This is a genomic window from Brevundimonas sp. EAKA (genome assembly GCF_000698025.1).
In the GTDB taxonomy this organism is placed as follows: Bacteria; Pseudomonadota; Alphaproteobacteria; order Caulobacterales; family Caulobacteraceae; genus Brevundimonas; species Brevundimonas mediterranea_A.
This window is the reverse complement of record NZ_JMQR01000104.1, coordinates 1-10,624: the sequence shown is the minus strand read 5'-3', so window position 1 is coordinate 10,624 and position 10,624 is coordinate 1. Positions and strand designations below refer to the sequence as shown.

The 10,624-nt window shown below is 68.8% G+C and carries 12 protein-coding genes; 6 read left to right on the top strand and 6 right to left on the bottom strand.

Annotation, left to right across the window (positions count from 1 at the left end; genetic code table 11):
- Positions 1 to 267: 267 nt before the first annotated feature.
- Entirely contained in the window at positions 268 to 1,173 is a 906-nt protein-coding gene (locus tag ER13_RS13235) for a hypothetical protein (RefSeq protein ID WP_008260464.1), read from the top strand.
- Between the two features lie 14 nt (positions 1,174 to 1,187).
- Here ER13_RS13235 and ER13_RS13230 read toward each other — a convergent pair whose 3' ends face one another.
- Together ER13_RS13230 and ER13_RS13225 are read right to left on the bottom strand one after the other, a co-directional pair.
- Entirely contained in the window at positions 1,188 to 2,348 is a 1,161-nt protein-coding gene (locus tag ER13_RS13230) for a class V aminotransferase (protein ID WP_035309929.1), read from the bottom strand.
- A gap of 37 nt (positions 2,349 to 2,385) precedes the next feature.
- Positions 2,386 to 4,044, bottom strand: a complete 1,659-nt coding sequence (locus ER13_RS13225) for a GNAT family N-acetyltransferase (protein WP_081836237.1) — start codon at positions 4,042 to 4,044, stop codon at positions 2,386 to 2,388.
- A gap of 155 nt (positions 4,045 to 4,199) precedes the next feature.
- Between ER13_RS13225 and ER13_RS13220 the strand changes: the two genes are divergently transcribed.
- Together ER13_RS13220 and ER13_RS13215 are read left to right on the top strand one after the other, a co-directional pair.
- Positions 4,200 to 4,745, top strand: coding sequence for a hypothetical protein (locus ER13_RS13220; protein WP_035309927.1), 546 nt, complete (start codon positions 4,200 to 4,202; stop codon positions 4,743 to 4,745).
- A 102-nt stretch (positions 4,746 to 4,847) separates the two neighbouring features.
- A complete protein-coding gene (locus tag ER13_RS13215; RefSeq protein ID WP_008259788.1) occupies positions 4,848 to 5,231 on the top strand; it encodes a hypothetical protein in 384 nt (127 codons plus the stop codon).
- A gap of 72 nt (positions 5,232 to 5,303) precedes the next feature.
- Here the strand turns inward: ER13_RS13215 and ER13_RS13210 are convergent, their stop codons facing one another.
- Positions 5,304 to 5,546 carry a GlsB/YeaQ/YmgE family stress response membrane protein gene (locus ER13_RS13210; protein ID WP_008258823.1) on the bottom strand — a complete coding sequence of 81 codons (243 nt, stop codon included), beginning with the start codon at positions 5,544 to 5,546 and terminating at the stop codon, positions 5,304 to 5,306.
- A 191-nt stretch (positions 5,547 to 5,737) separates the two neighbouring features.
- On the opposite strand from ER13_RS13210, the gene ER13_RS13205 reads away from it, so the two are divergent.
- Both ER13_RS13205 and hisN read left to right on the top strand, forming a co-directional pair.
- Positions 5,738 to 6,130 (top strand): helix-turn-helix transcriptional regulator, encoded by a 393-nt coding sequence (locus ER13_RS13205; protein WP_035309925.1) that lies wholly within the window; start codon positions 5,738 to 5,740, stop codon positions 6,128 to 6,130.
- Between the two features lie 65 nt (positions 6,131 to 6,195).
- Positions 6,196 to 6,981: a histidinol-phosphatase gene (hisN, locus tag ER13_RS13200; protein WP_035309924.1), complete on the top strand. Its 786-nt coding sequence runs from the start codon at positions 6,196 to 6,198 to the stop codon at positions 6,979 to 6,981.
- 25 nt (positions 6,982 to 7,006) lie between these two features.
- On the opposite strand, the gene ER13_RS13195 is transcribed toward hisN, so the two are convergent.
- Both ER13_RS13195 and ER13_RS13190 read right to left on the bottom strand, forming a co-directional pair.
- Entirely contained in the window at positions 7,007 to 7,429 is a 423-nt protein-coding gene (locus ER13_RS13195; RefSeq protein WP_035309923.1) for a hypothetical protein, read from the bottom strand.
- A 71-nt stretch (positions 7,430 to 7,500) separates the two neighbouring features.
- Positions 7,501 to 8,520: an NADP-dependent oxidoreductase gene (locus ER13_RS13190; protein ID WP_035309922.1), complete on the bottom strand. Its 1,020-nt coding sequence runs from the start codon at positions 8,518 to 8,520 to the stop codon at positions 7,501 to 7,503.
- A gap of 98 nt (positions 8,521 to 8,618) precedes the next feature.
- Between ER13_RS13190 and ER13_RS13185 the strand changes: the two genes are divergently transcribed.
- Positions 8,619 to 9,521 (top strand): LysR family transcriptional regulator, encoded by a 903-nt coding sequence (locus ER13_RS13185; protein ID WP_035309921.1) that lies wholly within the window; start codon positions 8,619 to 8,621, stop codon positions 9,519 to 9,521.
- A 10-nt stretch (positions 9,522 to 9,531) separates the two neighbouring features.
- Here ER13_RS13185 and ER13_RS13180 read toward each other — a convergent pair whose 3' ends face one another.
- Entirely contained in the window at positions 9,532 to 10,587 is a 1,056-nt protein-coding gene (locus tag ER13_RS13180; RefSeq protein ID WP_052005101.1) for an alpha/beta fold hydrolase, read from the bottom strand.
- Between the last annotated feature and the right edge of the window lie 37 nt (positions 10,588 to 10,624).

The window sequence follows — 10,624 nt, the reverse complement described above, 5'->3', positions numbered from 1 at the left end:
GATAAGAGGCCGCTGCGGCGCGCCGCCTGGGCCGAGGTGAAGAAGACCCGCGGGGCCCTGGCGGGCGAAAGCGACGTCGACCAGACCTCGGGCTGGCAGCCTTGAAATCCCCCGCCATCCCCGGCGCGGGCCGGGATGGGCGGGTGTGGCGTGCGAACGTCACCTGCGGATTTCGCCGGGGAAAACGGCACGGCGAATGAGCGGACAACGGATTTCGGTGCTATGCGTTAACCCGTGCCAACGGTGAAGCTGGAGCACTCCTCCCCCATGCGTCGATTCCTCATTTGGTCCGCCCTGGCCGCCCTGATCGGCCTGATCCTGGCGGGGCTCGGCTACTGGGCCTACTGGAACTTCTATTCGCGGTTCCAGCCGGTCACGATCAGCCGCAACCAGGCCCAGATCCAGCAACTTCTCGACGAGGCCTCCTGGGTGTCGGGCGGCGGCGGGGGCGAACCCCTCTATATCGTCGGCTATCGCGACAGCGCGTCGGCCCAGCGCTATGAGCAGGAGGAGGTCGCCAAGCTGCAGGCCGCAGGGGTCGAGCCGCGCGTCATCCTGTTCGCTCGCGCCGACCGCGAGGGCCTGGCCCAGTCCACCGCCGCCGAACGGGCCACGATCGCGGAACTGTGGCTGACCCGCGACTGGTCCCTGTACCAACGCTGGGCGGCGACGCCCGCGCGGAACTGGACCGCCGCCGGCATCCCCCAGGCGGACGGCAATCTGGCCCGCTCGGCCGTGGTGGACGCCAGCCGCCAGTTCGACGAACGCCTGACCGCCCTGCTCAGCGACGCCGGGGTGCACATCACCTATCCGTTGATCCTGTGGCGTGACCGCGACGGCTTCCTGAAGGCCTGCGGTTGCGCCGACAGTCGGTCCTGGGCCTTCATCCGTGACGATCTGAACGCGCCCGACCGCGTGGGTCAGGCGACGCCGGTCGATGAGCTCCCGGCGGCGGAAGCCTATCCGGGCGACGGAAGCCCGGCCGAAGCGGGCCAGACCCCGGCCATGCCCTATCCGGCCCTGCCGGCGATCCCGCCTGCGAACGGGCAGACGCCCAACGGCCAAACGCCGAACACGCCGCCGAACGCCGGGACGCCGCGCCAGACCCCGCCGGCGACGACGCCCCGCGCCGCGCCCCAGGCCAAGAAGCAGGACGACACCACCTTCTTCTAGGGGAGGCTGAAACCCTACAGGGCGCGGCAGGCCGCGATCAGCCGATCCACGTCAGCGGCGTCCTGATACAGGCCGAAGCCGAACCGGATCACGTCGTCGCGCACGTCCGTCACCACGCCGGCCGCCAGCAGGTCCGCCCGCCAGGCCGGAGCGTTGTCGTGGCGCAGGGCCAGGAAACGGGCGCGGGCGTCGTCGCCCTGGACCGGGTTCAGCATCTCGGCTGCGCCGACCGCTCCGGCCTCTCCGGCCTGAAGCGCCGCCTGGAATTGCATCGCCAGAGCCCGACTGTGGTCCGCCACGTCCGCCGTGGTCAGCCCGGCTTCTCTCAACATCCGGCGCACGGCGTTGAACCGGTACAGAGCCGAACTGTCGAAGGTCGCGCCCCAGAACCGGCCGCCGTCCGAGCGATACTGGACCCCGCCCGGCGGGCCGGACAGATCCCCGAACTCGGCGAACCAGCCGGTGACCACCGGCCGGGGCGCAAAGCCGTCGGGGGCGTGCAGGAAACAGGCCCCCTCGCCCGCCATGGCGTATTTATAGCCGCCGCCGACATAGAAGACCCGGTCCGCCACGGCCGACAGATCCGTCGGGGTCGCCATGAAGCCGTGATAGCCGTCGATCAGGACCCACGGGCCCTCGGGCCGGGCCAGGGCGGCCAGGGCCTCGATCCCGTCGAACAGGCCGCCGGTGCGGAAGAAGACCTGGCTGACCAGGATCCAGTCGTGACCGCCCGCTGCGGCCGCCGCGACGAACCGCTCGGCGAAGGTGTCGAAGGGCGCCAAGGGCACGCGGGTGACCACGGCCTGACCCGCCTCCTCCCAGCGCTCGGCCTGACGCCGGAACGAGTGGAACTCGCCGTCCGTGGACAGTATCCGCACCGGCTGGGTCTCGAAGGCCGAAAAGACCCGCAGCAGCAGGTCATGGGTGTTGGGCGAAAACACCACGCTGTCCGGCGAGGCCAGGCTCAGTTCGCGCGCCACCTCGGCCTGGGCCTGGGGGACGATCTCGTCGAAGATCAGGTCCCACTTGCGGTCGGCGTGCCGATTGGCGTCAAGCCAGGCCTGTTGCTGGGCCTCGAAACTGACGTCGGGCCACAGGTGATGGCTGTGGGCGGCGAAATGCAGGCGCTCCGGCGCAAGGGCCAGGGCGCGGGAAAAGAGGGGCTTGAACGACATGGGCGCACCATGACCGCTTCGGCGCCGCCCGTCGATATCAGCGGCCCTTGCGCAGGCCCAACATGCCCAGCCAGCCGCCGCTGGTCAGCAGGGCGACGTCCAGCAGGGCCAGGGGCAGGGGGGTGGATACGGGCGCAGCGATGAACCTGGCCTTCCAGTCCGGCGCAAACTTGGCCTTGTAGCTGCGCAGACCCTGGAAGCCGTACAGGGCCCCGCCCTCTTCGAACACCAGGGCGCCGACGCGGGCGAAGACGGGGGCGACCCTACGGTCCTCCAGCCCGGCCAGGGGCGCCATGCCCAGGTCGAATGTGGCGATCCCCTCGGCCTTGGCCCACTGGACGCAGCGGATGAACAGATAGTCCATCACCCCATGCGGCGCTTCGGGCGTATAGCGCATCAGGTCCACCGCCGCCTCGCCCGGCGTGACCAGCAGATTGGCGAAGGCCACGATCCGCTCGCCCTCGCGCACCACCGCCAACGGCGTCAGGTTCAGATAGTCGATGTCGAACCGGCCCAGGGAGAAGGACTTCTCAGCCCCGTTGTGCAGGCCCATCCAGGCGTCCGAAATCGCCTTCAGCTCGGGCTCCAGCGCCCTGGCGGCGCCGGCGGGCAGGATGTCGAAACTGGCCCCCTCGCGTTCGGCCCGGTTCACGGCCGTGCGCAGGTTCTGCTTGCTCTTGCCCTCCAGGGCGAAGGCCTCGGTGCGGATCACCGCCGTCTCGCCGACCTTGCGCATGGCCAGGCCCATGGTCGCCAGTTCGCTGAGGATATCGTCCCCGACCGAGTAGAAGACCGCCGCACCGCCGTAACTGTCGGCCAGTTCGGTGAAGGCCCACAACAGCTCCTGGCGTTCCGCCAGCGCCCCTGCCGGTTCGCCCATGGCGATCCAGCGCCGGCCCCGCACCCGATAGGCCAGGAAGCTGCGGCCCGAGGGGCTGAACAACAGGGCCTTGTCGCCCAGCATGGCCAGCCAGGCCTCGGGCGTGGCCTCTTCCGCCGCCTCCAGCGCGATGCGGGCGCGTTCGATCTGGTCCTTCGAGGCCGGACCGTGACTGTCGGCGCCCGGCGAACTGAGCAGGGAGCGTCCTGCGACCAGCAGGGTCAGCAGGGACAGGACCAGACCCGCCCGCAGGAAGCCCGAGGCCTGGCGATCCACCAGGAACCGCCACCACAACTCATCCGAATAGGCCACGTCGCGATAGGCGAAGAAGCCCAGCCACAGCATCGACCCCACCACCGCGATCAGCAGCAGCAGCCAGCCGGGCCGCAGGGGCTCGCTGAGACGCGAGCGGCGGTTGAAGGCCGTGCGACCCTGCGCCAGCAGGGCGGCGACGAGCGCCAGATCGACGGACTCTTCCCAGTCCAGCCCCTTCAGAACCGAGAAGACCGCCCCGACGGCCAGCACCGCCAGGGCCGCCCAATAGGCGCCGCGGCGCCGTCGCCACAGACCGGCCGACAGCAGGATCAGCATGAATCCGGCGATGCTGGCCACGAAATGGGACAGGTCGATCAGGATCGGCGACACGACGCCGGTGAGTTGCCGCAACCGGTCGTCGAACTCTGGCGTCACCGCCGAAATGAGCATCAACGCCCCGGCGCAGAAGGCCACCACGGCGAAAACCTGAGGGGTCAGCTCATAGGCGAGCCCCAACAGCCTGCGCAGCAGGCCGGGGACATAGGCGTTCCGGCGATTCACGCGGCCTCCTGCCGATTCGACGCAATGCCGCACCTTAGACCAGGAATCGTCCAACCGGGGCAGGTTCAGGGTCATTTTGGGGCCGACGAAACAATCCGTAACATGGTGGGTTTGGTGATTGCGGGCGCCGGGCCCGTGCAACCGGATGTTCTCCCATGAACTTCAAGACCGCCATTCTGAGCAGCGCCGCCGCCGCCTTCCTGATCGCCTCGCCCGCCCTGGCGCAGGAAATCGCTCCCGCGGCCCCCGCAACCCAAGACGCCCCCGCTCAGCCCAGCCTGTCGTTGACGCCCGGCACTTCGGTGCACGGTCCCGATGGCGAACTGGGCAAGCTTGAAGGCGTTCAGAACAACGCCTCGGGCGCCCAGGAACTGACAGTTCGCGGCGCCGACGGCCAGCTTCGCGCCGTGCCGCTGAACGGCATCCGCCAGGACGGCGCCAATGTGGTGGTGGCCTATACCAAGACCGAGTACGACGCCGCCGCCCCGATCGCTGGCGCGCCGCCGCCTCCGTCCGCCGCAACGGCGCCCGCCCCCGCCGCCGATCCTTCGGCCATGCCCGCCGAGCCTGCCGCGCCGATGACGGCTGAACCGGCCCCGACTGGGCCGATCCCCACGGAACCCACCACGACCGAGCCTGCCGATCCGTCGGGCAGCAGCGACCCGATGGCCCCGCCGACCGGCGACCAGCCCCAGCGCTGATCCATGACCGCCTGGGCTCGAGCCTGAGCCACAGACGTCGAGAAGGCGGCCGGGACATCCCGGCCGCCTTTTCCATTGTCACCTGACAGGAAGGACCGTTCCATGATGCGTTTCGCAACCCTCGCGGCCCTGGCGGCCACAGCCGTCCTGGCCCAAACCGCGTGGGCCCAAACCGCGTCGACTCAGGTTGACGGTCAGGACAAAGCGCCGCCCTCGCGCCATGTCGATACGCCTGCCGAAGCCCCTGCCCGCTCGGAAGACGCCCCCGCCGAGGTCGCCGTCGGCGCAACGGCGCGGGGATCGAGCGGAGAGGCGCTGGGCCAGGTCGTGGGTGTCAGTCGGGGGTCGGGCGGCCGTATCGACGGCTATCTGATCCGTCTGCCCGACGGATCGACCCGCCTGCTGCCCGCCGACGCCGCCACGGTGCAGGGCGGCGTCCTGATCGCCGCGCAGGGCGACTTCCGGCCCGCCCCTGCGGCGCAATAAGCCGGTCGAAACATACAAAAAGGGCGGCTCTCGCGAGCCGCCCTTTCGTTCATTCTCAGTCCAGAGGGACGATCAAGCGCGACGCTTGACCAAACCCAGAAGGAACAGAAGGATGATGGCGCCGATGGTGGCGACGATGGTCGAACCGATCCAGCCGCCCCAGGCGAAGCCCAGTGCATTGGCGACGAAGCCGCCGATCAGGGCGCCGATGACGCCGACGATCAGATTGGTGATCAGGCCGTGGTTGCGGCCCATGATCTGTTCCGCGAGCCAGCCCGCGACGATGCCGATGATGATCCAGGCGATAATGCCCATGGTGTAGGTTCCTTCCTGTGAAGCCAAGCTGGGGAGTAAATGCACGCGGCCGGATTGGGTTGCGATCACGACATGCAGAGTTCGATGAGCCGCGAAACTCGCCCCTGACGCGACCTGCGGCATGCGGATTGCGGCGTGGCGGGCGAACCGTCCCGTGTCGGGACAGGTCTTCAGATAAGGCATTGAGGGTCATGGCCACCGACATCGATCTCCACCTGGGCCGCCGCCTGCGTCGCCGCCGCCGCCTGCTGGGCCTGACCCAGCAGCAGTTGGCCGTTCAGGTCGGCATCCGCTTCCAGCAGATCCAGAAATACGAATGCGGCGCCAACCGCATCTCGGCCGCCCGTCTGTGGCAACTGGCCGAGGCGCTGGAGACGCCGGTCAGCTATTTCTACGACGGCGTGACCGAGGCGCTGGAGCGCAAGGACGCGGCGCCGGGAACGTCCGCCGGAGGGGGCGAGATGTTCTCGCGCAAGGAGACCCTGGACCTGATCCAGGCCTACTACCAGCTGGGCGAACGCCCGCGCCGACGCCTGCTGGATCTGGCCAAGTCCCTGCACGACGTCAACGACGCGGTCGCCTGAACGAATAGGGCGCAGGCGTTGCGGCCGGGGTTCTCTGCACGGGGCGATCCGCGCTAAGAGCGCCCATGATCGAATTCGAATCCTTCGCCGTTGAACTGGCGCACGAGGCCGCGCGCGTCACCCTGCCCTTCTTCCGCTCGGGGATCGGGCATGAGGACAAGGGCGGGGCGGCGGGCTTCGACCCCGTCACCGAGGGGGACAAACAGGCCGAGGCCGCGATTCGCCGCCTGATCGCCGCCCGCTATCCCGACCACGGCGTGATCGGCGAGGAATACGGCGAGGACCGGCCGGACGCCGAGCACGTCTGGGTTCTGGATCCCATCGACGGGACGCGGGCCTTCATCTCGGGCCTGCCGCTGTGGACCACCCTGATCGCCCTGCGCGTCGCCGAAAAGCCGACTGTGGGCCTGATCGCCCAGCCCTATCTGGACGAGATCTTCATCGGCGGCCCGTCCGGCGCCCGCCTGTTGCGCGGCGCGACCGAGCGGCCCCTGGCCGTGCGGGCCTGCGAACACCTGACCGACGCCGTCATCTCGACCACCGACCCCGACATCTTCAACGGCGCGGAACGGGGCGCCTGGACTCAGGTCCGCGCCGCCGCCCGCCTGGCCCGCCTGGGCTGCGACGCCTACGCCTACGCCATGGTGGCGGCGGGCCAGATGGACCTGGTCGCCGAAGCCAGCCTGAAATCCTGGGACTGGTCCGCCCTGGTTCCGGTGATCGAGGCCGCCGGCGGTCGGGTCGTCAACTGGCGCGGCGCCGCCCCGGACGGCACCGGCCAGATCCTCGCCGTCGGCGACTCCCGCCTGATCGACCAGGCCCTGGTGACGCTGAAGCGCGCGGCGGCTTGAGGCGACGGGTCAACCGCATCCCGATCTAAATGGTTCGGTCCACGATGGGGTCGTGCACGGCCTTGAGCCAATCGCCCAGTTGTGAGGGGTCGCCTTCTATCCGCATCTCGCCGATGCTCAGAAGCCTATCCAGCAGGAGGGCGTATTCGGGGTCATCGCCGTATAGGAGGTTCAGGGCGCGCGCCCCGGCAGCGGTGATTTCGATGGTGATGTCCGCGCGCTCGTCAGGCCGCGCTCCGGCTCGGAACCCCGGCTTTCCGTCACGGATGTCGAAGCGAAGACCTTGCACGAGACCTTCGCCTATTTCCGCCCCGTCCGTATAGCGTTCGACAAGGGACACATTCAGGTCCGCCGCCAGCCCCGATCGCACGGCGGCTTCGGTCATGACGGCCCCGACCATTTCAAACCAGGCCAAGGCGCCATGGCGCAGTTTCGATCGGGTCGTCATCAGGCTCTGCTTTCCTAAACACGCGTCTTCGATGTCCGCGAGGAGGGCGGCTCGCGGAGGGCCGATCGATTTCAGGCGACCTTCAGGACGATCTTGCCCTGCGACCCGCCTTGCGCCGCCCGCTCGTGGGCCTTGCCGGCTTCCGCGAGCGGGAATTGACTTCCGATCACGACGCGGATCGTGCCGTCGTCGAGCAGACGCGCGATCTCGGCCAGTTGCGCCCCGCTGGAGCGAACCTGGGTCGTAGAGACCGTGACGCCCCGTCTTTGCGCCTCCTCAGTCGCCGCAAAGCCCAGCGGGAACACCAGAAACAGCGCCCCGCCCCGCTTGATCACAGGCAGGAAGCGGGCGGCGGCCGGACCGCCGACGGCGTCGATGACCAGATCGACATCCCGCACCACGGTCTCCGCCGCCGTCGTTTTGTAGTCGATGACCTCATCGGCGCCGAGATCGCGCAGCAAGGCCTGCTGCTTGCCGGACCCGACCGCGATGACGCGCGCGCCCTTCCACTTGGCGATCTGCACGGCGAAATGCCCCACGCCGCCCGCCGCGCCGTTCACCAGGACCGTCTTGCCGGCCAGCGGAACCGGATGATGCAGGGTCGGCTGAAGCGGGTTGGGCTCATCGTGACCGCGCTCGACCAGGAACTGCCAGGCGGTCAGCAGCGACATCGGCGCGCCGGCGGCCTGAACGTGATCGACCCTGGCCGGCTTGAGCGCCAGTTCGGAGGCGGGCACGCTGACGTATTCGGCATAGGCCCGGGCGCCCCCCATCATGCCGGTGGGGAAGCGCGCCATCGAATAGACTTCGTCGCCGACGGCGAAGGTTTTCACATCGTCGGCGACCGCCTCCACCACGCCCGAAACATCCGTTCCGAGGATCATGGGGAAGTCGACCTGCGGCCGCCATTCGGGCGGCAGGGCCTTGTAGCCTTCGCGCAGATGGAAGTCGGGAGGATTGAGCCCGACCGCGTGAACGCGAACCCGCACTTCGCCCGGCTTCAGTTCGGGCAGGGGAGCGTCCTCGTACACCAGCACCTCGGGTCCGCCGAATGCATGCTGCTGGATGGCCTTCATGGTCTCTGCGGGCATTGTCTGATCCTCACGGAATGCGTCTGCGCATCCATGACAGGCAGATAGTCGCGTCCATTCATGTTGATAATGATCCCGCGTTTCGCTTAAATAGCGCCATGACGGAATATATGGGCCTGGATCGGCTGACAGGCCTGATCGCGTTCGCGCGGGCGGGATCCCTGGGCAGCTATACGGCCGCCGCCCGCAGCCTCTCCATCTCGCCGTCCGCCGTCAGCAAGAGCGTGCAACGGCTCGAGCAACGTCTGGGCGTGTCGCTCTTCACCCGCACGACCCGCTCCCTGACGCTGACGCCGGAGGGGCGTGAGTTGCATGGGCGGGCGCTGAAACTGCTGCAGGACGCCGAAGAGATCGAACAGGTGGCGATGACGGCCCGCTCGGAGCCGTCGGGCGTTCTGCGGATCGCCGCCTCGCTCCCGCTGGGCATCCATGTGATCGCGCCGGCGCTGCCAGAGTTTCGCCGACGCTATCCCAAGGTGACGGTCGATCTGCGGCTGAGCGACCAGATCGTCGATATCGTGGATCTGGGCGTCGATGTCGCCGTCCGCATCGGGGAACTGGCGGACTCTCGGCTCCTGTCGCGCCGCCTGGCGCCCATGCGGCTCGGCGCCTTCGCCTCGCCTGCCTATCTGGCGTCACGGGGCGCGCCGATCCATCCGGACGCCTTGGCCGAGCACGACACCGTCAATCTCCGCTACCAGAGCAGCGGTCAGGTTTTTCGTTGGCCGTTCAAGATCGGCGAGCGGGAGATCGAGATCGTCCCGCCGTCCGGAATCATCGTGGATGTCAGCGAGGCGGTGCTCGCTGCCCTGGTGGCCGGCGGCGGCGTCGGCCTGAGCGCGACCTTTGTCGCAGCCCCCTATGTGGCGCGCGGCGAGCTGGTTCCGATCCTGACCGAATACGCCGTCGAGCGCCACAACATCACGGCGCTCTGGCCGGAAAGCCGCCGGGCCAATCCCGCCGTCCGGGCCTTCCTGACCCTGCTTCAGGACATCCTCTAGGCCGTCGACCCTAGGCCACGGACGGCGTCTCTTCGGTGACGTCCTCGGTGCGGGCGGCGGGATCGGCGACGGTCGTCAGGTCCTGGATCGGCGAGACATAGTCGGCCATGGCGTCGAACTCGTCCAGGAAGACGGCGCGCTTGTCGTCGGCCTCCATGATCACCTCGTGCAGGGCGCCGGGGACCTCGACATAGCGGCCGCGGCCCAGGCGTTTGGCGGCCCAGCGGTTGGTCTGTTTCCACACCACGTCGTCATTGTCGGCCTGGACGATGGCGACCGGTATCTTGACCGCTTTCAGGGCCTTGGGCTTCAGCGCCCGCTCGCCGGCGTCCAGGGCGAAGGCCAGCCAGCCGTAGGTGGGGCCGCCGATGGCCAGGTGGGGGCAGGCGTACAGCTGCTGGCGCCACATCTCGTAGCGGGCCTCGTCCGAAGTCAGGGCGTCCTCGGCGAAAGTGTGATCGAACGGATCATCCGGGTCGCCCAGGATATAGTCGCCGGCGTGGCCGTGGCGGATGTTCCAGCGGACCGCCAGCTTGACCGACCACATCGACCGTTTGCCGGTCTTGATGCGCAGCATGGGGCTGGACAGGACCGCGCCCGAGAACCGGCTCTCGCCGGCTTCCAGCGACAACAGGTTCAGGCAGGCGCCCATCGAATGGCCGACCATGATCCAGGGCTTGGGGCACTGGTCCTCGAAGGCGTCCAGCAGCCGGCCGTAGTCGTCCAGAAACTCTTCCACCGCGCGGGCGTGGCCCTTCAGGCGGTCGGGCAGGAGCCGCGCCGACAGACCCTGGCCGCGCCAGTCGTGAGCCAGGACGCACCAGCCGCGCGCCAGGAAATTGCCGATGACCTCGAAATATTTCTCGATCGGTTCGGTGCGGCCGGGGCTGAGCACCACCGTGCCGCGCGGCTTTTCGGCGGTCAGGTGCGACGGCGTCCACAGGGCGGCGCGCAGCCGCATGCCGCCGGCCCCACGGTACCAGTCGCCCTTGCCGCCCGGCGGCGAGGACGCGCCTGGAACCCCCATCAGGGGGGCGTTGGCGGCGAAGGCTTGGGCGCGGTTCACTCGGGTTTCCTGAATTTCAAGGTCATGCGGTCGCTCT